This is a genomic window from Streptomyces lothianensis, from assembly GCF_047779955.1.
In the GTDB taxonomy this organism is placed as follows: Bacteria; Actinomycetota; Actinomycetes; order Streptomycetales; family Streptomycetaceae; genus Streptomyces.
On sequence record NZ_JBLMKT010000038.1, the window covers coordinates 41940 to 61818 of the forward strand.

A 19879-nucleotide genomic window follows, 5' to 3' on the forward strand; every position below is an offset into this window, starting at 1 on the left:
ACTACTGGTCCTGAGATTACTTGACCGGGCTGACGATCATCTTTCCGGTGTTGTCGCCGCGCAGGACGCCCAGGAACGCCTCCACGCCGTTCTCGATGCCCTCGACGAAGGTCTCGCGGTACTTGAGCTCGCCCGAGGCGATCCAGCCCGCGGTCTCCCGGATGAACTCGGGCATGAGGTCCTGGTGGTCCATGACGAGCATGCCCTGCATGCGCAGGCGCTTGCCGATCACCATCGCGAGGTTGCGCGGGGCGGCCGGCGGCTCGGTGGCGTTGTACTGGGCGATCATGCCGCAGACGGTGATCCGGCCGTGGACGTTGAGGCGGCCGATGGCCGCTTCGAGGTGCTCGCCGCCGACGTTGTCGAAGTAGACGTCGATGCCGTCGGGGGCAGCCTCCTTGAGCTGCTCGGCGACCGGGCCGTTCTTGTAGTTGAAGGCCGCGTCGAAACCGTACTCCTCGACGAGCAGCTTCACCTTCTCGTCCGAGCCCGCCGAGCCGATGACGCGCGAGGCGCCCTTGAGCCGGGCGATCTGGCCGACCTGGCTGCCGACGGCGCCCGCGGCACCCGAGACGAAGACCGCGTCACCCTCCTTGAAGGAGGCGACGTCGAGCAGGCCGGAGTACGCGGTGAGGCCGGGCATGCCGAGGACGCCGAGGTACGTGGAGAGGGGGGCCACGTCCGGGTCGACCTTCTTGGCGTGCTGGGCCGGTACGTCCGCGTAGTCACGCCAGCCGAGGCCGTGCAGGACGTGGTCGCCCTCGTCGAACCCCTCCGCGTTGGAGGCGATGACGACGCCCACGGCGCCGCCGTCCATCGGCTCGTCGAGCTGGAACGGCGGGGTGTACGACTTCACGTCGTTCATCCGGCCGCGCATGTACGGGTCCACCGAGAAGTGCAGGTTCTTCACCAGGATGCGGCCCTCGGCAGGCGCTGTGAGCGGGATCTCACGCAGCGCGAAGTCCTCGGGCTTCGGCCAGCCGTGCGGGCGGGCCACGAGGTGCCAGGCGCGGGAGGTGGTGGGGAGTGCGGACATGAGGCCTGCCCTTCAACGATCCGCCGACGGTGTGCGTCCGCCGACGGGGCGAATTACTTCACTTGATGAAACAACCATGCGACTGAATATTTCATGTTGTCAAGTAACTGGGTACGCTGGTGTCCATGGCCACGACCCCAAGCCCCCGAATCGACCCCCTGACCATCGAGGTCGTCGAGCTGATCGGCACCGTGGTGGCGCGCTACCACGAGGAGTACGAGCGTGAGGCCTCCGCCCACGCGCTGACCGGCGCGCAGGCGCGGGTCCTCGCCCTGCTCTCGCTCGAAGCGCTGCCGATGCGGCAGATCGCGGTGCGTCTGAAGTGCGAGCCGTCCAATGTGACGGGCATCGTCGACCGCCTCGAGGCACGGGGGCTCGTCGAGCGCCGCCCGGACCCCCAGGACCGGCGCGTGAAGCTCGCGGCGGTCACCGCCGAGGGCCGTGCCACGGCGCGGAAGCTGCGGGACGGACTGTCGTTCGCCCGCGAACCGCTGGCGGAGCTCTCGCACGAGGAGCGGGTGGTGCTGCGGGATCTGCTGGCGCGGATGCTGGGCTGACCGGCGTACGGCTCCCGCGGCCCTGCCGACACCCGATGCAGGAACGTCACATCCTCACTCGGGCGAGTGAGGCTACCGTCATGAGGGGAACAGATGTGAACGCCACCACTCACGATCTCCTCCATGGGAGCAGTCACGGCCGCAGAGGCACACACCGAAGAACAGGCGATGCGGGCCACCTCCGAGACCTGGATGTATCCGCCCGAGGAGGGCTGGACCTGGGACCAGGTCAAGGAGCTGGACCTCCCCTTCGACTGGGAACTCGTGGACGGGAACATCGTGGTACGTGGAGTGACGTCGTGGTGGCACGACCAGGTCAGGAACGAGCTGTACGTCTCGCTGCGCCTTGCGGAACGTCCGCCGTACAAGGCCAGTGTCGAACGCTGGACCCAAATCGGCCCCAGTGACGCACCGAACCCGGATGTGATCGTCTACGACAAAACCGGTCTCAATGTGAAAACTCTCGACTGCACCCCGATGAGCAGCGTCGTCCTCGCCGTCGAGGTCGTCTCCCCGGGATCCCGCAGCGAGGACCGCTTCCGCAAGCCGGGGCTCTACGCCGAGGCCGAGGTCGCCGCCTACTGGCGCGTCGAGCGGGGCGAGAAGGATGTGCCCGAGGTGCACGAGTTCTGGCGCGACGAGGCCAGCGGCGTGTTCGTGCCGCGCCCCGGCACCCCGGTCCACACCGACCGTCTGATCACCGATGTCCCGTTCCCGGTGGAGATCGACCTGGCCGGTCTGCTCGAAGACTGAGCGCCGTCTCCCGGGCCCCGGACGCGCCCGGGGCATCGCCGGGCCTCCGGGCCCGCTCAACCACCGGACCCGCCAAACCACCGGACCCGCCAAACCACCGGACCCGCCAAACCACCGGACCCGCTCAACCACCGGACCGCTCACCCACCGAGCCCTCCCCGTAACCTCTGGGCCCGCAGCACCAGCTCCAGTTCGAAGCGGCGGTCCGGATCGTCGACCTCGTCGCCCCACAGCTCCCGTATCTGGCGCAGCCGGTAGCGCACCGTCTGCGGGTGGACGCCGAGGCGGGCCGCGACCTCCGGTGCGCCGCCGCGGGTCTCCAGCCAGGCGAGCAGGGTCTCGGCCAGGCGGCGGGCGTGCGAGGGGCCGCAGTGGGCGAGCGGGGCGAGGCATCGGCGGGCCAGGTCGTCGAGGAGTTCGGCGGGCTGGAGGAGGACGAGCGCCTCGGTGTGTTCCGTGCAGAAGAGCACGTCGCCCGCGGGGAGCAGCCCGCTCTCCATCAGGGAGACCGCGGCCTCCGCCCAGCGCAGGGACTTGGCGGCGTCCTGCAGCGGTACGGGCGGTCCGATCGCGCCCGACCAGCCGGTCATCGCGCGCCGCAGATGCTCGGCGCGGCCGGCGGCGTCCGGGTCGGGGACGATCATGCGGGGCTGTTCGCTCTCCATGTCGAGCAGCACGCCCTGGCCGACGGGCGGGGCCATGGCCTCCCGGGCCGGGCGCAGCAGCACACCCACGGCGACGGTCCCGGGCAGCGCCCAGCCGACGCGGGCGGCGCGGTCGGCGACGGGGTCCGATCTGCCCGTACGGAGCCGGGGGCCCGGTGCCGGTGCCAGGGGGTCGCCGCGGTGTTCGGCGTGTTCGGTGTGTTCGGCGAGCAGCAGTTCCATCAGTTTGCGCTGCAGGCGCAGGCGTTCGCCGGCCTCGCGGGCCGCTGCCTCGGCGTAGCCGCGTACCGATAAGTCCACGAGGCCGTCCAGATACTCGAAGCCCGCCTCGGCGAGCTCGTACATGGCGGGCGGGGGGATCTCGACCTCCTGGCCGATCTGGGTGAGCCGGCGCCAGGCGAGGCGGACGCCCAGGCGGTAGACGGCCTGCAGGGAGTCGAGGGTGCGGCCGTGCAGGCCTTCGCCGCGGCCGAACTCCTGGAAGATCTCCAGGTGGTAGCGCGGCCGGTCCTCGCTGGTGGCGAGTCGGCGCACGAAGCCTTCGAGGGCGCGCCGGATACCGATGAGGGCCATCGGCTCGCCCGATTCATCGAGGACGAGCTGCAGCTGCGGGTATTCGCGGCGGATCTCGCGCAGGATGTCGGCGGCGAGCTGCGGCACCTCTTCGAGGGCGCGCTCGGCGAAGACCTTGACCTTCAGACGCGGTACCTGACGCCAGGCCGAGCTCCCGGAGCCCGCCCCGTCTCCCGGGCCGATTCCCCCGCTCCCCGCGCCTGCACCCGTACCCGAACCTGCGCCTGCGCCTGCGCCTGCGCCTGTACCCGTGCCCGCCCCGTTGCCCGCCGACATCAGCGGTCCTGGGGCGTCTCGTAACTGATCAGTGGAGTGTTGGGCTGCTCGGGTGTGGCGTTCAGGAGTGCCACGATGCCGAACGCGGCGCCCACGGCGAGTGCCGCGGCCGCGGCCGCGGTCAGTGCGGCTGCGAGCAGTCGGTGCATGAGGTGGTCCGCCTCTCAACTGTTCGGTCGATGAGAGCGCCCAACCGGTCCCTCGCCGGCCCCACCCGGCAAGTGGCCAGTGTCTGTTGCACATTGACAGTGCGTCAAGAGTCCGCCTACGGTTCCCGGCCCATACGAGCCTCATACGAGCCTTGTACGAGCCTCGCAGGTCTTCGATTCCCCTCCCCCCGACTCATCGGAGTACCCGGATGCGCCGTACTGCTTCCCCGTTATCGCTGGTCATCCTCGGTCTGGGCGTGTTCCTGCTCGTCCTGGCCCCGATGCTCGCGTGGTTTGTCACCCCGCGCGCCAAGGTCAATCCGATCGACATCGACTCGACGACCGTGCTCACCGGAACGGGTTCGTACTTCGACACCGAGAAGGTGCCGGTGGGGCCCGTGGACGGCAATCTCACGGTCACCCGTCAGGTACGCGGCGATGTGGCCGACAGCAGCGAGAAGCTGGCCGCCTGGGACGTGGTCACCTCGATCGACCCGGACAAGTCGCTGCCTGCCTCCTCGCCGCACGACGCACTGCAGTGGACCCAGGAGCGCTGGGTCACCGACCGGCGAACGAACCGGCCGGTGCACTGCTGCCAGGAGGAGCCCTATTTCGAGGGCGAGGCCTACCTGAAGTTCCCCTTCGACGTGCAGGAACGCTCGTACACCTGGTGGGACGGCACGCTGGGGGCGACGGTGGTGCTGGAGTACGAGGAGCGCAAAACCATCGAGGTGGACAAGGACCGCGACGGCACGGTCGATCTGAGCCACGAGGGCATGCTCTTCACCGGGAAGGTCGACGAGACGCGGACCGGAACGCGGCAGGTGCCGGGCTCGCTCGTCGGCTCGGAGGCGGACCAGGTGCTCGCCGAGGAGTGGTACGAGAACCAGGGCATCGAGCTGGTCGTCGACGAGCGCACGGGCCGGATCCTCGACGCGCGGATCGGGCCGAAGAAGACGCTGCGGGCGCCCGGTTCCAGCAAGGAAGCGGTGGTGCTGCTCGACAGCAAGAAGCTCGTGTTCACCGACAGGACCCGCGCCGAGCAGATCGAGCTGGCCCGGGCCGACAACGACCGGCTGAAGCTGGTCAGCGGGACCCTGCCGGTCGGTTCCGGGGTGCTCGGCCTCGTACTGCTCGCGGCCGGCACCTTCCTGGTCGTCCGCGGCCGCGAGCGGCCGGACGCCGGCCCGCCCGCGGGCCCGGACCCGCAGGCACCGGCGCCCGCGCCCGTATCGGCACCGGTCTGACCGGTCCCCGGGGTGTCCGGCCGCGATGCCGCGCTTCCTCATGAAGTGATGAGCCGTCGGACTCAATCGGGCCGGAAATTGTCACCCCGGTGAGTAGCGACAGCGAACACAGGGGCGAAAACTGTCTCCCCACCTGAGCGCACCACCGAATGCGCACAGCCGGTCCGCGGCCGGAACTCCCCCACATGGTTCCGGTCGCAAACAGTCCCCCAACCCTCCCCACACCTCCCCACACCTCCCGGCACCTCCCCGCTCCCCACAGCCGTTCCGCACCCCGAGACGAGTTGGAGCTCGAATGCCCCAGCACGTACCCCCCTCCCTGCACAGCACCTCACCGCAGGACGCCCTGCGCGCCGTCCTCGGCGGCGGTGCGGCGGCGGCCGCCCCGGCCCCCAGGGACCCACGCCGTATCGTCTTCCTCGCCCGCCGCGACCTCGGCAACCCGGCCGCGGGCGGCAGCGAACTCCTCGTCGACCAGCTCGCCGAGGGCCTGACGCGCTCCGGCCACCAGGTCACCCTCCTGTGCGGGGGCCCCGCGGCCTACCGCGACTACCGCGTGGTCTCCGCGGGCGGCGATCTCGCCCACCATCTGCGGGCCCGCTCGGCCTTCGCCCGGCAGGTCGGCAACTGCGACCTCCTGGTCGAGGTGTGCAACGGCATGCCGTACCTCTCCCCGCTGTGGCACCGCGGTCCCACGCTGTGCCTGGTCAACCACGTCCACACCGACCAGTGGGCGATGCGCTTCCCGCGCCCGGCCGCCGAGCTCGGCCGAAGACTCGAACACTGGGCGCTCTCCGGCGCCCAGCGCGGCAATCTCATGGTCGCCGTCTCCCCTTCGACGGCGAGCGCACTGCAGGAGATCGGGGTGCCGCGCGAGCGCATCCGGGTCGTGCACAACGGTGTGGAGGAGCCGGGTCCGCTCGAACCACGCAGCGAGGAGCCGCTGTTCCTCGCGATGGGCCGGCTCGTCGAGTACAAGCGGATCGATCTGCTGCTCAGGCTGTGGGAGCGGGTCCGTCCCGTGACCGGCGGCCGGCTCGTGATCGTCGGCGACGGCCCGGAGCGCGGGCGGCTCGAACAACTCGCGGGTCCCGGCGTCGAGTTCGCGGGCCGGGTCTCCGAGGCCGAGAAACACCGGCTGCTGTGCGCATCCTGGCTGCTCCTGCACCCCTCCGCGGTCGAGGGCTGGGGTCTGGTGGTCACGGAGGCGGCCACCCGAGGCACTCCGACAATCGGTTTCGACATCCCCGGGCTGAGGGACTCCGTCGAGGACGGGGTGACCGGGATCCTCGCGCGCGGCGAGTCCTCCTTCGCCGCGGCCTGGTGCACGCTCGCGCTGTCCGCGGAGCGCCGCCGGGCCTACGGCAAGGCGGCCGCCGGCCGCGCGGCGCGCTACCGCTGGTCGCAGACGGTGCGCCGGTTCCAGGCCGTCGCCGCCGAAGCCGTCGCCGTGGGGCGGGCGGTGCGGTGAGTTCCACGGGTACGCGGAAGGCCAGGAGACCCAAGAGCCCCGAGAGCCCCAAAGATCCTTCCCTACGGCGGTCCCTTGCCCTCTTCCGCGCATTCCTGCGCGAGCAGCAGGGCCCCGAAGCCGCCGCGCACTGCTACCGGCTGCTCGCCCGCGATGCCGCCGACCAGGTGGAGGCCTACGGCCGGATCGAGGGCCGTACGGTGCTCGACATCGGCGGCGGTGGCGGCTACTTCACCGAGGAGTTCCGCAGGCGCGGCGCGCGCAGCCATCTCTTCGAGCCCGATGCCGCCGAGCTGGGCAGCAGCCCGCCCACCGGGACGGTGCTCGCGGACGGCTATCTGCTGCCGCTCACGGACGCGGTCGCGGACGTGGCCTTCTCCTCCAACGTCCTGGAGCACGTGGCCGATCCGGACACCTTCCTCAGCGAGATGGTCCGGGTCACCAAGCCGGGTGGGCTGCTCTACGTCTCGTTCACCAACTGGTACTCCCCCTGGGGCGGCCACGAATGGGCGCCCTGGCACTACTTCGGCGCCGAACGTGCCCGGCGGCGCTACGAGCGGCGCACCGGGCGGCCCGCGAAGCACACGCTCGGCGAGAACCTGCACGCCATCCACATCGGTACGACGCTGCGCCGGGTACGGGCCCGCAGGGACGTCGAGATCGTCTCGGCCCGCTCCCGCTACTGGCCGTTCCTCGCCCACGCCGTCACCAGGGTGCCCGGTCTGCGCGAGTTGGCCACCTGGAATCTCCTCCTCATTCTCCGGCGGTGTCCATGACGAGCACGGTCCAGTCCCCGCAGCTCCCGCCCCAGGCGCCGGCGCCCAGCGCGCCACCGGCCGCGGGAGGGCCCGACGGGCCGCGCTCGCGGCGCGTGCTGCTCGGGTTCTGGGCCGTGGTGTTCGCCCTGTTCGTCGCGGCGGCGCCGGGCCGGATGACGTTCGAGACGAAGCTGGGCGTGAACGTCGATCCGGGGAAGTTCCTCAGCGATCTCGGCGGTCTGTGGCATGACCGCTCGGGCTTCGGCGGGATCGCCGACCAGTACATCGGCTATGTCTTCCCGCAGCTGCCGTTCTACGGTCTCGGCCATCTGCTGCGGATACCGGTCTGGCTGACCGAGCGGCTCTGGCTCTCGCTGATCGTCGCCACCGCGTTCTGGGGCGCGCTGCGTCTGGCCGAGCGCCTGGACATCGGCAGCGGCAGGTCGCGGCTGCTCGGCGCCATGGTCTACGCCCTGTGGCCCACGTACACGATCGTCGTCGGCTCCACCTCCGCGGCGGCGCTTCCCGGCGCCGTACTGCCCTGGGTGCTGCTGCCGCTCACCAACGACCGCTCCAGTGCGCGGCTCGCGGCGCTGCGCTCGGCGGCGGTCATCCCGTTCATGGGCGGCGTCAACGCGGCCTCCGTGCTCGCCTCGCTGCTGCCCGTGGGCCTGTACCTCCTGTCGCGCCCGCCCGGACCGCGCAAGCGCGCCATGATCCTGTGGTGGACGCCGGGCGTCGTCCTCGCCACCGCCTGGTGGATCATCCCGCTGCTGCTGCTCGGCATCCACGGCGAGAACTTCCTGCCGTACGTGGAGACCTCCGAGGCCACCACCGCCACGATGTCCGCCACCGAGGTGCTGCGCGGCGGCGGCAACTGGGTGGCGTATCTGAACTTCGGCGAACCCTGGCTCCCGGCCGGCGCCGACGTGTCCGGCTCGGTGCTCGTGATCGTCGGCTCGGCGCTCGCCGCGGGGCTCGGGCTCGCGGGTCTCGCGCGGCGTGATCTGCCGGAGCGGCGCTGGCTGCTGCTGACCGTCGTCTCGGTCGTCCTGGTCACGATGGCCGGGTACGGGGGCGCGTTCGGTGCTCCGTTCTCGGAGACGTTCCAGGGCTGGCTGGACGGCTGGCTCGTGCCCTTCCGCAACGTCTACAAGTTCCAGACGGGTCTCGCGCTCGCGCTGGCCTTCGGTCTGATGCATCTCGTCGCGGTCGCCTCGGTGGCGCGGGGCGCCCGTCCCGTACGCGGCAGGCGGCTCGCGCCCGCGTTCGCGGCGGTCCTCGTGCTTCCGGGGCTGGCCCTTCCGTATCTCAACGGCCATGTGCTGCAGCCGGGTTCGTTCCGTCAGCTGCCCGAGTACTGGCAGGCGACCGCCGACTGGCTGAAGAAGTACTCCCCGGACTCGCGCGCCCTGGTCGTGCCCGCCACCGCGCACGGCATCTACACCTGGGGCTCCCCCATCGACCAGCCCCTCGACGTGCTCGCCGAGACCCGGGTCGCCCAACGGGACTTCGTGCCCTTCGGCCAGCCCGGCAACCGGCGCGCGATGGACGCGGTCGAGCAGGCCCTGATGACCGGTGGCGCGGTGCGGGGTCTACGGGACTTCCTGAGCCGTTCCGGCCTGCACTTCGTGGTCGTACGCAACGATCTCGACCCCGACCAGATCGGCTACGTACCCACCGCGACGGTCAAACGGACCCTGGAGGAGTCCGGCTACGAGCGGGTCACCGGATACGGGCCGCAGACCACCGGCGGGCGGATCGCGGACGACACGCCCGTGCAGGTGGAGGGCCTGTATCCGCGCAGCCGCGCCGTGGAGATCTACCAGCCGACGGGCGGCACCGAGCGGCCCGGGCAGGCCGGGCTCAAGCCGGTCGCCGACACCACGGTGGTCAGCGGCGGCCCGGAGGCTCTGCTTGCGCTGTCGGCCGATCCGACGATGCGGGACCGGCCCGCCGTCCTGGCCGGCGACCACCACCCCGGCTTCGCCACCCCGGGCCTCAAGGCCGTCGGCGACGGGCTGCGCCGTGCGGACACCCGCTTCGGCCTCGTCAACAACAACACCTCGTACACGTACACGAAAGACGAGCGCAACCACAGCGGAAGCCTGCAGGAACCCGGGCAGGACCCGCGGCAGATCCTGCCCGAGGAGGGCATCGAGCACCAGACGACGGCCGTGCTGCGCGGCGCGCGGGAGGTCACCGCCTCCTCCAGCGGCAACTGGTTCTTCCACCTGCCGCAGTACGACCCGGTGAACGCCTTCGACGGCGACCCCTCGACCGCCTGGGCCGAGGGCAGCGCGGGAGTGCCGGAAGGCGAATGGCTACGGATCGACTTCGACGGCGGGCAGACCGTCCCGGACACGATCGAGGTGACCCCGCTCGCGCAGCACGGCGTCCGGGCCGCCCCGACCCGGGTCCTGGTCGAGACCGACCGCGGCGAGGAGATCAGCGCGCTGCGGCCGGACGGCAGCACACAAAAAGTCGCCGCGCCCGAGGGGGCGGCGAAGTGGCTGCGGATCACGGTGCTCTCGGTGGAGCGGGCACGTCCCGGACTGGCCGGTGCGGGTTTCTCGGAGGTGAGCATCCCCGGCGTCGAGGTCACGCGGATGCTGCAGCTTCCCGCGGACGCCGCGGACGTCGAGGCCGACGCCACCACGTACGCGCTGCACCGCTCGGCCGACCCGGGCGGCCTCGCGCCGGTGTCCGCGGAGGCGGGCCTCAACCGGCAGTTCGAGGTCACCGAAGGCGGGGCGTACACGCTGCGGGCGAGCGCGCTCGCCGTGCCCGGCGAGGCCTACGACGAGCTGCTGTACAAGGTAGCGCCCGAACAGACCCGGCAGATCATCGCGAGCGCCGACTCGACGGCGGCGCTCGGCCGCGGGCTCTCGCCGCGCAACCTCACCGACGGCGATCTCACCACGGCGTGGATCGCCGGGGACTCCACGGTGCTGCACCTGAAGTGGCCCGGGAAGCAGGAGATCGACCGGATCGTCTTCGCGGCCGCCGGCGGCCTGTCCACCCGGCCGGTCAAGGCGGAGATCAGCTCCCCGGACGGCGCGCGGACCGTCAGCATCGACGAGAACGGCTGGGCCCGCTTCGACACCATCGAGACCGACCGCATCGACATCACCGTCACCGAGACGGCGCCGGTGACCGTCCACAACCCGCTCGCCGACGCGAAGCTGCAGCTGCCCGTCGGACTGACCGAGATCTACATCCCGGCGCTCGACGCCTACCGCACCGAGCAGCCCGACGCCGACGAGCGCTTCGAGCTGGCGTGCGGTGAGGGGCCGGAGCTCACGGTCGACGGGGTGCGGCAGCAGACGCGCGCCGCGGGCACGGTACGGGATCTGGTCCAGCGGCGGCCGATCGAGGTCGAGCTGTGCGGCGGTGGGGGTACGGCGGGCGCGGAGGGCGCGGCGGGCTCGGAGGATGCTCCGGGCGCGGAGGACGCGGCGGGCTCGGAGGATGCTCCGGCTGCCGCCGTGGATCTCAGTACGGGGACGCACCGGGTGCAGGCCGGTGACGAGGGTCCGCTCGCCATCACCGACATCGCGCTCACCCGCGGCACACCGTCCGCCCCGGACTCCGGCCAGGGCGAGCTGAGCATCGACGACTGGGCGGGCGACCGGCGTTCGGTGACGGTCGGGCCGGGCAAGGCCTCGTATCTGACGATGTACGAGAACTTCAACGACGGCTGGACGGCAAGCCTCGACGGCGAGGAGCTCTCCCCCGTACGGCTCGACGGCTGGCAGCAGGGCTTCCTGGTGCCGGAGGGGAAGAGCGGCACCATCACCCTCGAGTTCGAGCCCGCGGCGACCTACGAGATCGGGATCATCGCCGCCGGTGTCGGAATGCTGCTCCTGCTGCTCGGGCTGGTGGTCTGGCGCCGTGAGGCCGGTTCGCAGGAGACCTCGCCCCCCGGCCCGCCGGACGCCGGTCCCGTGCTCGGCGTCGTGGTGCTCACGCTGGTGGGCGCGGTGATCGCGGGCCCGTTCGCGCTGCTCGTACCGGCGCTCGCACTGCTCGCGTGGTGGCGGCACGCCCTGCTCGTACCGCTCGCGTTCCTCGCGATGGCGGGGGCCGGGATCGCGGCGAGCATCGGGGCCGGGCAGGCGGCGGTGGCGGACGAGGGCGCGTTCTCGCCCGCGGCTCAACTCCTCGCGCTGACGGCGCTGTTCGCGGCGCTCGTGAGCATCGGCTCGGGTGGTGGCCTACGGCGCCGGGGAGCCGCACCGGCCGCGCCTGGGGACCCGGGTGCGCCCACGGCCGGCCCTGACCCGGGTGCGCCCGCGTTCGGCCCCGCCCCTGGTGCGCCCCCGGTCGCTCCAGCCCCGTATGCGGCGAGTCCCACGTTCTCGGCGCGCGGGCCGGGGACGGCGAAGCCCGCCACGCCGGAGCCGGGGACCGCGAAGCCCGCGGCCCCGGAGCCGTACAACCCCCCGGAGGAGCGATGACCGCAGTGCAGCAGCCTCCCTCGCGCTCCGCCGACGGACCCGTTCCCGTCCCGCGCCGGGTGCCGTTCCCGGTGGTCGACGAGGTCGCGCGGCACTGTCTGCAGGAGGAGGAGCCCGAGACCGTACACATCGAGGTGCACCTGCCCGGGCACCCGGACCCCGAGCGGCTGCGCGCGGCCTTCGGCGAGGCGCTGCGGCTGCATCCACGGATCCTGATGCGGCAGGCGGCGGGGCGCTGGTACCGGCGGCGCTACGAGTGGGAGCTGACCGAATCGCCCGACGTACCGGTGGTGAGCTTCCCGCCGCCCGGTCCCGACGCGCTGGTACGCGCCCGTGTACGGGCCCTGACCGACGCGCCTCCACTGACCGCCTCGCCACCGGTCCGCCTCGAACTCGTCGCGGATCCAGCGGTGGCGGGCGGCAGCGTGCTGTTCCTGACGGTCAACCACACCGCGCTCGACGGTCCGGCCTGTCTGCGCGTCCTGGCCACGGCGGCCGAGCTGTACGGCGGCCGCGACAACACGCCCGCGGCGCCCCCGGTCCGTACGGAGAGCGCCGCGGCACCCACCGTGGACATGCCGAGCAGCTGGTCGCCGCCCGCGCATGTGGCCGCGGGCCGCCCCGAGCCCTCGCCCGGCAACGGCCTGCTCGTCACCGAGCTTGCGGTGCCGCGCCGCGCCGAGGGCGCCCCGTACACCGTCAACGACCAGCTGATGGTGGCGACGGCGCTGATGATCGCGCAGTGGAACCGCGAGCACGGCAAGGCACCGCGCCCCATGCGGATCACCATGCCGGTGGACGACCGTCCGCGCGGCGCGGAGATGCCGATCGGGAACGGGACACGGCTCGTGGAAGTCCCCTTCGCGGCCCAGGAGCTGGACGCCTCCCGCCTGGACGAGCTGCTGCGGCTCACCTCGGAGCGCACCCGCGCCCTGAAGTCCCTCGCCCGGCCCCAACTCGGCCACGGCGCCGCGCTCCTGACCGCGCCCGTCGTCCCCGTGGCATGGCGGGCGGCTCTCACCCGCGGGCTGCGCAAGGCGGTCCGGCCGTGGACCTCGACGACCCTGCTCAGCAACATCGGCCGCATCCCGTACGCCCTGGACTTCGGCGACGCGGGCCGGGCGCACGCGGTGTGGTTCTCGGCGCCCGCGCGCGTCCCGCGCGGCCTGACGGTCACCACCGCGTCCACGGCGGGGCGGCTGCATGTGGCGCTGCGCTGGTCGAAGACGCTGCTCGGCGCGGGGGACGGGGAGCGTCTGCGGGATCTGTTCGAGCACTGTCTGCGGGCGACGGAGCCGGGAGGGCGGCCCGCGGCCGGCGAGCGAAAGCGTGATGCGTCGTGACCTCCACCGGAACATCCCCGGCTGCCTCCACCGACACCACGAGCGCCACGACGACCGCGGCCTCCTCCACCACCTCCGCGGCACCCGAGCCCCCGGGCCTGCGGGACTTCTACGAGAATCCGGCCGTCCCGGTCGCCTCGGGCGATGCCCGCAGCCTGCGTCAGGCGCGGATGCTCGCCGCCGCGCTCGGCCCGGCGGACTCCGCCGCCGGGCCCTCGACCGTGCTCGACATCGGCTGCGGCGACGGTTCGGCCGCCCGCACCGCCGCGCCGGTCCTGGCCGGCCACCGGGTGATCGGCGTCGACTGGTCGCAGGACGCCCTGCGCCGGGCGCGTTCGCTGATGTCAGATGTCGTACGGGGTGAACTGACCGATGGCGGGCTGCCCTTGGCGGACAACTGCGCAGACGCGGTCCTTTTCAGCGAGGTCATCGAGCATCTCGTCGACCCGGACGCGGCCCTCGACGAACTGCGCCGCGTGCTGCGCCCCGGCGGCCATCTGATGCTCTCCACCCCGAACCTCGCCGCCTGGTACAACCGCGCGCTGCTCCTCGCGGGCGTCCAGCCGGTGTTCTCGGAGGTCAGTCTGCGCGGCATCCACGGCCGCCCCGGCAAGGAGGTCGTCGGCCATCTGCGCCTGTACACGGCCCGTGCGCTGCGGGAGTTCCTGACGGCATCGGGTTTCGAGGTCGTACGCATGGCGGGCGCCCCCTTCCACGGCGTACCGCGCCCGCTGCGGGCACTCGACCGGGCGGCATCCCTGCGCCCCGGTGCCGCCTCGATCCTCCTCGTCCACGCCCGCAAACCCGGCCCCGGGAGCTAGCGATGTGGTGGGGGGTGGCTGCGGCTCTGCTCGCGAACACGCTCTACAGCGTGGGCTTCGTCCTGGAGAAACGCGCCCTGACGTCGATGCCGTCCCTCTCCGTCCAGCAGCCGTTCCGCCTCCTCGCGCACGTCCTGGGCAACCCGCTGTGGGTGGGCGGTGCGGTGGCGCTCGCCGCCGGGTTCGGGGCGCAGCTCCTCGTCTACCGGACGCTGCCCATCGCGGCGGCCCAGGGCATCTTCGTCTCCGGTCTGGTGCTGCTCGTGATCCTCTCGGCGCGGCTGCTCGGCGAGCGGACCAGCGGTCGCGAACGCTGGGCGATCGCGGCGATCCTGGGCGCGCTCCTCATGGTGGTGCTCTCCCTCAAGGAGGGCGCGGACCAGGTCGGCACGCACGCCCCGGTGTTCACGGTCGTCGCGGTCTGCGTCCCGTCCCTCGCGGCCGGGCTCTGGCTGTACGCGGCGGTCGAGGGCCGCGCCCGCAACCGGCACCGGCTGCCCACCAGCGGAGTCGAGTACGGGATCGCCATCGGGCTGCTGTACGGGGTGAGTTCGCTGGCCATCAAGGGCGTGTCGAGCCATCTGCTCGCCGAGGACGCGGGAGGGTTCCTCGACCGGTTCCTCGACCTGCTGATCTCCCCGTATCCGTATCTCCTGTGCTGCACAGGCGTGTTCGGACTGCTGATGTCGGCGGCGGCGCTGCAGCGTTCGCGTGCCTCGCTGATCGTGCCGGTGTGCACGACGGTGACCTCCCTGTACACGGCGGTCCTCGGCACGCTCGCCTACGGCGAACCCCTGCCGACCGATCCGGTACGGCTCGCCCTGCGGCTCGCGGGGACGGGCCTCGCGGTGGTGGTGCTGCTCGCGCTGCCGCGGCATGACGGGGCGGGTGGTGGGGCGGGTGGGGCCGCTGGATCTGATGGGGCCGCTGGACCCGGTGAGGCCGACACCCTGCCCCTCACCCGCCGCCCGCCGACCCCGCTCGCCCCGTCCGGCCGCACGATCGCGGCCCACCTCCCGCGCAGGATCCCGCCCCCGGGCGGGCCTGCGGCACGTACGGCCACGCGTACACCGCTCAGAAACCCTTCCGACCCGAGGAGCTGACCTCTCCCCATGACACCAGAGAACGCGCTGACCCCCGAGGACCCGCTCCTCGACATCCTCGCGTGCCCGCTCGACAAGGGCCCGCTGCACCTGCTCGCCGCCGAGGACGTCCTCTACAACCCGCGGCTGCGGCTGCGCTACCCGATCCTCGACGGCATCCCCCAGCTCCTGCCGTCCTCCGGCGAACAGGTCCCGGACGACGAGCACGAGCGGCTGCTCAAGCGCATCGGCTCCCCTGCCGACGCCCCGGACGAAACGTCGGCAGGGGCATCGGAAGGGGCATCGTCAGAGGCGTCGGCCGAGGCGTCGGCCGAGACACCGCGGGACATACCCGGGAAGGAACCCTCATGACCCTTGCCGCACGCATCGGCCCACTGCTCCCCGATCCGCTGGTGGGCCGCCTGGCCCAGCTCCTCTACCCGCGCGTCGAGCCGGAACTGGCCCGCCTCGACGGCTACCTGCCCCGCCGCTGCCGTACGGCCGTGGACATCGGCGGCTGGTACGGGCCGTGGTCGCGGCGGCTCGCGGCGCGCTCGCGTGAGGTGGTCGCCATCGAGCCCGTGCCGCATCTGGCGCGCACGCTGGAGCGGATCACCCCGGCCAACGTCCGCGTCGTACAGGCCGCGGCGAGCGACCGGCCCGGCACGCGGCGCCTCTGGTTCCCCGCGGGCGACACGGGCGCCCGCGGCCTGTCCTCGCTCGTCCCCCGCGACCTGCACACGCACGGCGTGGACGTGCGGTGCCTCACCGTCGACGAACTCGGCCTGCGCGAGGTCGACTTCATCAAGATCGACGTGGACGGCAGCGAACTCGCCGCGCTGCGCGGCGCGGCGAAGACCCTGGAGCGCGACCAGCCCGCGCTCCTCCTCGAAGTCGAGGCCCGCATCCAGCCCACGGCCCCGATCCTGGACCTCCTCACCGACCACGGCTACCGCGGTTGGGTACTGCCCGAGCGCGTCTGGCTGCCCCTGGACGACTTCGACCTGGAGACACACCAGGCCGCCACCGCCCATGTCACCTCCGCGGGCCTCCTGCGCCGCACGCTGCCCTTCGCGGGCCCCCGCTACGTCAACTCGGTCCTGTTCCTGCCCACGGGCCGCCACCCCAGCCCGGTCCGCATCACCACAGCCTCCCCGCGCCGCATCGCCGAGCCCTGACCGACAGCCCTGGCCGACGCCTCCCACACCGCCGCTCTCGTCACCGCGGGGCCCACCGCGAACGCCGTCGGGCACGGCCGTGTCCCGGGGCGCCACTTCGAGCTGCGCCTCGCGCTGGACGGCGCGGCCGCCTGACAGTCGAGGTCTCGGACACCGCCCCGGCCCACCCGCACCCGAGCCCCCGTGCACCCCTCGCGGAACACGGCCACGGCCTCCACCCGGTCGAGGCCCTGGCCATCGCCTGGGGCGTACGCGAGCGGCGGGGCGGGCCGGGCATGACTTTGCGGGCGATGCTCAAGTCTTGTTGACGTTGCCGATGGAGGGTGGAGTGTCGCGTTCCGCCGAGGGGTTCCAGAGGCCGTCCGCCTCGCCGCGGTCGAGGTGCTCCTCGTAGATCCGCACCTTGTACCGGATGACGTCCAGCGTCGCGTGCAGCGGCGATCCGGCGAAGGCCGCCCGGGCCATCGTCGGCCTCACCGAGGCCGCCGAACCCCCGCTGCGTCTGCAGCTCGGCGCGGACGCCGTCGACCGCGTCGAGGCGAAGTCGGACCTGGTACGGCGCGAACTCGACGCGTGGCGGGACGTGGCGCTGTCGACCGCGCTGTAGGGGTGCCGCGCTCCGGTGACGGTGACTCGTACGCATGCTCTATCCTCCGCCGACGGGGATGCGGCCGACCGTGGCCGCAGGAAGGCGGGGGATGGCATGTCCGGGAATGCGAAGAGCAACGCGCGGAGCAGGTCCGAGGGGTCGGCACGCGAGCAGGCCCGGCGGCTGCGGCGCCGAGGGCTCGTGGTCCTGCCGATCGGTCTGGCCGTCCTCGTCATCGGGGCGCTGACGCTGTTCGGCCTGCTGCCGCGCATGGTGGCCGAGGAGCGTGCCTTCACCTCGGCCGTGCCGTGCGCGGCGCCGGACCAGGCGGTGTGGCAGGACTGTCTGCAGCCCGCGCGGTTCAAGGTCGTGGACAAGGAGATCCGTGGCGGCAAGCAGTCCGTGTACCGGCTCGGCATCTCCGGGCCCGGCCCCGCGAGCGGGCGCGTGGAACTGGACTCGGACGCCGAGCGCTGGCTGCGCGGCCTCGATGAGGGAGACGAGGTGGAGGCCACCGTCTGGCGCGGTGAGGTGGTGGCCGTGCACGACGGCGAAAGGAACTGGGCCACCGAGGCGGACCCCACGGGCGCCCTGCCCAGGTACGCCGCGGGCGGGAGCGCGGAGTTGCTCGTGGGCGCGCCGCTGACCCTCGCCGGCCTGTGGTGGCTGCTGCGGCCGCACAGCTGCGTCCCGCGCCAGCCACGCACGCTGGTGGCCACGGCGTGGCTGGCGCCCGCGCTCCTCGTCGACCTCACCGTGGCCGCCTGCGTGCAGTTCCTCAACCCGGACGCGAGCCTCTGGCTCATGGCGAAGGTGTGGCTCGGCGGAGCGGCGGTGATCCTGCTCGCGACAGCGGCCCTGCTCCGCAGCTCGCGCTCCCTGCCCAGGAATTAGGCACGCCCGGCAGACATGCACGCAGGCCATGGCGGACAACGTCAGTAGCGCATCGGACGGGTGAACCCCCGACGAACCCAACCGCAGGATCCGATGCAAAGTGCCTGACGAGAGGGGCCGCCGAGAAGGCGTTCTCCTCCTGATGGCGGGTCGCGGGATACTCCCGGCAGGATGACCGGGCCTGGAGGGCGGGGTGCGGGTGGGCACGGAGACGGGGATCGTGGGCGAGCGGGCTCGGCGGGCGCTCAGTCATGTGGCGGGGCATGCGCACGGCGGGACGGTCGATCCGGCGCCGCGCATCACCCTGAACTTCCACCCCGACCGGCTTACCGGCGACGGCACACCGATCCTCGACTCCATGGCGGCCCACGGCCTCTACCTCTCGCAGTTCGTGACCGGGACGAGCAACGGCGGGCTCACCGCGCACGAGGGCGGGGACCGGTGGCGCTGGGAGAGCCGGATCTTCGGAGGTGCCTACAACGACGCGCCAGGCGCCGAGCGGCCCGTGTACGGCGGACTCAACTTCCGGGCGAGGGCCACCGGGGCGGCACCCCGCTTCGGCTCCGCGCATCTGCGTCTGCTGCCCTCGACGCTCGCCCGCACCACGCACTGTTATCCCGACAGCTTCCTCGAACCCTCCGATTTCGCTCTCGCCTCCGCCTGCGAACGTCTTGTCGCCCTTGCGCTCGACGACGATCGGGACACCCTGGACGACTACGTCGAGAGCCACGTGCACGGCCCCGTGCGCCTCACCGCCGATGTGGAGGCGCTGGTACTCGACCCCTGCTTCCGGGACACAGACGTCGAGAACGCGGCGCGCGGGCTAGGGTGCGGCGTGGAGTTCCACGGCGGTTTCCGGATCGACGCGGGCGAACTGGCGCGGCACGGGGACTACCGGGGTCAGGAGTTCGTCGACCTCGGGCTGGCGCTCGCAACGGACGGTTACCTCGACCCGGCGGTCATCGGAGCGGCGTCCCGGTCGGGTGCGTACGACCAGCAGGCACTCAAGCGGGTGTGGCACCTGCTGGCCCGCTTCGGGGCGCCACTCGCCTGAAATCTCAGCGCACGAAGTCCCGTACCCCCTGGGAGACCGTGGCGTCGAAGAGGAAGTCGTTGTGCTCCAGGCAGCCCGAGGCGATGTTCGTCGCGCCGGTCAGGGGGACGCTGTCGTCGGGGTTGATGACCTCGTCGCAGTTCGACCAGAAGGTCGCGTACGAGACCGTGCCCGGGGTTTCGTCGCCCTCCGCGAGGCGGTCCTGGACGTACGAGCCCGGGGTCATGTCGCGGCAGGCCTGGGACCAGAGGGCGCAGAGCCAGGCGGTGGTGGTGCCGTGGTTGGGGCCGGCGAGCGAGACCCAGTCGTCGACCGTGCCGGCGCCGCCGCCGTGCTTGATGTACCAGCGGGTGACGAGGCTGCCGAAGGAGTGGGCGACGATGTCGACCCGGTCGGCACCCGTCTGCGCACGGACCTCCGCCACGTAGGCGGCGAAGCGGCCGGAGAGGGTTTCGTTGACGGACCGGTCCGTGTCGTAGCCCCAGGAGAAGAGTTCGGCATCGGTGTAGCCGGAGGCTCTGAAGTCGGCGCGCAGGGAGCCCCATACGCCGGGGTCGGCGTTGTAGCCGTGGACGAAGATGACAGGGTTGGGGGTTTCTGCGGCCTGAGGCGCAGTCTGGGTCTGGGGCTTGGACTGGGTCTGGGGCTTGGACTGGGTCTGGGGCTTGGCCTGGGGCTGGGGCTTGGCCTGGGCGACACCGGTGGCGGCGCCGGTGAGGCCGAGCAGGGCCGCCGCGGCCATGAACAGGGCGGAGAGTTTGCGGGTACGCGAGCGCAGCACGAAGTCCCCCTTGGCGGTGGGTTGTTACGCATGGGTAGCGGTCCCGAGCATGGTGGGGCCGACGGGACGGAATGGCCAGACATGTGCGTGAGAGTTCTGCGCGCGGGCTCCGAGCCCGGACGGCCACAGCGTCCGACCCACCCGAACAAGGGAACAGTTGCTCCCACGAACAGGTGATCACCACGCATACGT

The 19879-nt window shown here is 72.2% G+C and carries 16 protein-coding genes and 2 pseudogenes; 14 read left to right on the forward strand and 4 right to left on the reverse strand.

The window, feature by feature from the left end:
* Positions 1 to 16 precede the first annotated feature (16 nt).
* Positions 17 to 1036: an NADP-dependent oxidoreductase gene (locus tag ACLF6P_RS13905; protein WP_415950545.1), complete on the reverse strand. Its 1020-nt coding sequence runs from the start codon at positions 1034 to 1036 to the stop codon at positions 17 to 19.
* Between the two features lie 125 nt (positions 1037 to 1161).
* Between ACLF6P_RS13905 and ACLF6P_RS13910 the strand changes: the two genes are divergently transcribed.
* Together ACLF6P_RS13910 and ACLF6P_RS13915 are read left to right on the forward strand one after the other, a co-directional pair.
* Entirely contained in the window at positions 1162 to 1593 is a 432-nt protein-coding gene (locus tag ACLF6P_RS13910) for a MarR family winged helix-turn-helix transcriptional regulator (protein ID WP_415950546.1), read from the forward strand.
* A 123-nt stretch (positions 1594 to 1716) separates the two neighbouring features.
* Complete coding sequence (locus tag ACLF6P_RS13915; RefSeq protein WP_415950547.1) at positions 1717 to 2346, forward strand: Uma2 family endonuclease; 630 nt, start codon at positions 1717 to 1719, stop codon at positions 2344 to 2346.
* A 140-nt stretch (positions 2347 to 2486) separates the two neighbouring features.
* Here ACLF6P_RS13915 and ACLF6P_RS13920 read toward each other — a convergent pair whose 3' ends face one another.
* Positions 2487 to 3860, reverse strand: coding sequence for a helix-turn-helix domain-containing protein (locus tag ACLF6P_RS13920; RefSeq protein WP_415950548.1), 1374 nt, complete (start codon positions 3858 to 3860; stop codon positions 2487 to 2489).
* Complete coding sequence (locus ACLF6P_RS13925) at positions 3860 to 4009, reverse strand: hypothetical protein (protein ID WP_415950549.1); 150 nt, start codon at positions 4007 to 4009, stop codon at positions 3860 to 3862. Before ACLF6P_RS13925 ends, ACLF6P_RS13920 begins: the two co-directional genes overlap by 1 nt.
* A gap of 209 nt (positions 4010 to 4218) precedes the next feature.
* On the opposite strand from ACLF6P_RS13925, the gene ACLF6P_RS13930 reads away from it, so the two are divergent.
* The 12 genes and pseudogenes from ACLF6P_RS13930 to ACLF6P_RS13985 all read left to right on the forward strand — a co-directional run bounded on the left by ACLF6P_RS13930 (position 4219) and on the right by ACLF6P_RS13985 (position 18906).
* A complete protein-coding gene (locus ACLF6P_RS13930) occupies positions 4219 to 5256 on the forward strand; it encodes a cell envelope lipid trafficking protein PgfA (protein ID WP_415950550.1) in 1038 nt (345 codons plus the stop codon).
* Between the two features lie 295 nt (positions 5257 to 5551).
* Positions 5552 to 6727 (forward strand): glycosyltransferase family 4 protein, encoded by a 1176-nt coding sequence (locus ACLF6P_RS13935; protein WP_415950551.1) that lies wholly within the window; start codon positions 5552 to 5554, stop codon positions 6725 to 6727.
* Complete coding sequence (locus ACLF6P_RS13940) at positions 6724 to 7503, forward strand: class I SAM-dependent methyltransferase (RefSeq protein WP_415950552.1); 780 nt, start codon at positions 6724 to 6726, stop codon at positions 7501 to 7503. The genes ACLF6P_RS13935 and ACLF6P_RS13940 overlap by 4 nt, the downstream gene beginning before the upstream one ends.
* Complete coding sequence (locus tag ACLF6P_RS13945) at positions 7500 to 11945, forward strand: alpha-(1->3)-arabinofuranosyltransferase domain-containing protein (protein WP_415950576.1); 4446 nt, start codon at positions 7500 to 7502, stop codon at positions 11943 to 11945. The genes ACLF6P_RS13940 and ACLF6P_RS13945 overlap by 4 nt, the downstream gene beginning before the upstream one ends.
* Positions 11942 to 13288, forward strand: coding sequence for a condensation protein (locus ACLF6P_RS13950; protein ID WP_415950553.1), 1347 nt, complete (start codon positions 11942 to 11944; stop codon positions 13286 to 13288). Before ACLF6P_RS13945 ends, ACLF6P_RS13950 begins: the two co-directional genes overlap by 4 nt.
* Before the next feature lie 98 nt (positions 13289 to 13386).
* On the forward strand, positions 13387 to 14109 hold the full coding sequence (locus ACLF6P_RS13955; RefSeq protein ID WP_415950577.1) for a class I SAM-dependent methyltransferase: 723 nt from the start codon (positions 13387 to 13389) through the stop codon (positions 14107 to 14109).
* Between the two features lie 14 nt (positions 14110 to 14123).
* A pseudogene (locus tag ACLF6P_RS13960) lies at positions 14124 to 14996 on the forward strand (hypothetical protein); the annotation flags it as partial.
* Between the two features lie 243 nt (positions 14997 to 15239).
* Positions 15240 to 15449, forward strand: a pseudogene (locus ACLF6P_RS13965) (Trm112 family protein); the annotation flags it as partial.
* 110 nt (positions 15450 to 15559) lie between these two features.
* Positions 15560 to 16369, forward strand: a complete 810-nt coding sequence (locus ACLF6P_RS13970; RefSeq protein WP_415950554.1) for an FkbM family methyltransferase — start codon at positions 15560 to 15562, stop codon at positions 16367 to 16369.
* A gap of 412 nt (positions 16370 to 16781) precedes the next feature.
* Positions 16782 to 16976 (forward strand): hypothetical protein, encoded by a 195-nt coding sequence (locus ACLF6P_RS13975; RefSeq protein ID WP_415950555.1) that lies wholly within the window; start codon positions 16782 to 16784, stop codon positions 16974 to 16976.
* A 96-nt stretch (positions 16977 to 17072) separates the two neighbouring features.
* Positions 17073 to 17852, forward strand: coding sequence for a hypothetical protein (locus tag ACLF6P_RS13980; RefSeq protein WP_415950556.1), 780 nt, complete (start codon positions 17073 to 17075; stop codon positions 17850 to 17852).
* A 199-nt stretch (positions 17853 to 18051) separates the two neighbouring features.
* Complete coding sequence (locus tag ACLF6P_RS13985; protein ID WP_415950557.1) at positions 18052 to 18906, forward strand: DUF3626 domain-containing protein; 855 nt, start codon at positions 18052 to 18054, stop codon at positions 18904 to 18906.
* Positions 18907 to 18910: 4 nt separating this feature from the next.
* Here ACLF6P_RS13985 and ACLF6P_RS13990 read toward each other — a convergent pair whose 3' ends face one another.
* Positions 18911 to 19687, reverse strand: a complete 777-nt coding sequence (locus tag ACLF6P_RS13990) for an esterase/lipase family protein (protein ID WP_415950558.1) — start codon at positions 19685 to 19687, stop codon at positions 18911 to 18913.
* Between the last annotated feature and the right edge of the window lie 192 nt (positions 19688 to 19879).

Bases quoted from the DNA above. Each gene is read 5' to 3' on its own strand.
- ACLF6P_RS13905 (WP_415950545.1), bottom strand. From the start codon at position 1,036: ATGTCCGCACTCCCCACCACCTCCCGCGCCTGGCACCTCGTGGCCCGC.
- ACLF6P_RS13910 (WP_415950546.1), top strand. From the start codon at position 1,162: ATGGCCACGACCCCAAGCCCCCGAATCGACCCCCTGACCATCGAGGTC.
- ACLF6P_RS13915 (WP_415950547.1), top strand. From the start codon at position 1,717: ATGGGAGCAGTCACGGCCGCAGAGGCACACACCGAAGAACAGGCGATG.
- ACLF6P_RS13920 (WP_415950548.1), bottom strand. From the start codon at position 3,860: ATGTCGGCGGGCAACGGGGCGGGCACGGGTACAGGCGCAGGCGCAGGC.
- ACLF6P_RS13925 (WP_415950549.1), bottom strand. From the start codon at position 4,009: ATGCACCGACTGCTCGCAGCCGCACTGACCGCGGCCGCGGCCGCGGCA.
- ACLF6P_RS13930 (WP_415950550.1), top strand. From the start codon at position 4,219: ATGCGCCGTACTGCTTCCCCGTTATCGCTGGTCATCCTCGGTCTGGGC.
- ACLF6P_RS13935 (WP_415950551.1), top strand. From the start codon at position 5,552: ATGCCCCAGCACGTACCCCCCTCCCTGCACAGCACCTCACCGCAGGAC.
- ACLF6P_RS13945 (WP_415950576.1), top strand. From the start codon at position 7,500: ATGACGAGCACGGTCCAGTCCCCGCAGCTCCCGCCCCAGGCGCCGGCG.
- ACLF6P_RS13950 (WP_415950553.1), top strand. From the start codon at position 11,942: ATGACCGCAGTGCAGCAGCCTCCCTCGCGCTCCGCCGACGGACCCGTT.
- ACLF6P_RS13970 (WP_415950554.1), top strand. From the start codon at position 15,560: ATGACCCTTGCCGCACGCATCGGCCCACTGCTCCCCGATCCGCTGGTG.
- ACLF6P_RS13975 (WP_415950555.1), top strand. From the start codon at position 16,782: ATGACGTCCAGCGTCGCGTGCAGCGGCGATCCGGCGAAGGCCGCCCGG.
- ACLF6P_RS13980 (WP_415950556.1), top strand. From the start codon at position 17,073: ATGTCCGGGAATGCGAAGAGCAACGCGCGGAGCAGGTCCGAGGGGTCG.